Below are 259 nucleotides of genomic sequence, written 5' to 3'. Positions count from 1 at the left end.
CCGGAAGACTTCCCTTCCGCGGTTCGCGCAGTGAAGAAGATGCTTCGGGAGCAGATCGGCGACGTCGCCGGCCTCTTCGCCCGCATCGAGGCGGCGATCGAACCCCGAGTCATCGAGATCGAGCAGACGCGCGAGCGGGGCGAGGATGTATGGCCCATCGTGCAGTACGCCGACATCGAGGCCGGCACCGTGCCGCAGGAGACTATCGACCTCATCCACCGTCGTGGCTGTGCGGTGGTTCGCGGACAGGTCTCGCCCG

1 protein-coding gene is annotated in these 259 nt (G+C 66.8%); it reads left to right on the top strand.

Going from position 1 to position 259, the window contains the following annotated elements:
- Positions 1 to 39: 39 nt before the first annotated feature.
- Positions 40 to 259, top strand: a 220-nt coding sequence (locus SB658_RS25220; RefSeq protein WP_410603160.1) for a YbiU family protein, incomplete at its 3' end; no start/stop codon positions are given.

The sequence above is a fragment of the Bacillus sp. SIMBA_008 genome (assembly GCF_046535495.1).
Classification (GTDB): Bacteria; Bacillota; Bacilli; order Bacillales; family Bacillaceae; genus Bacillus; species Bacillus subtilis.
This window is presented reverse-complemented; position numbering and strand designations above follow the sequence as displayed.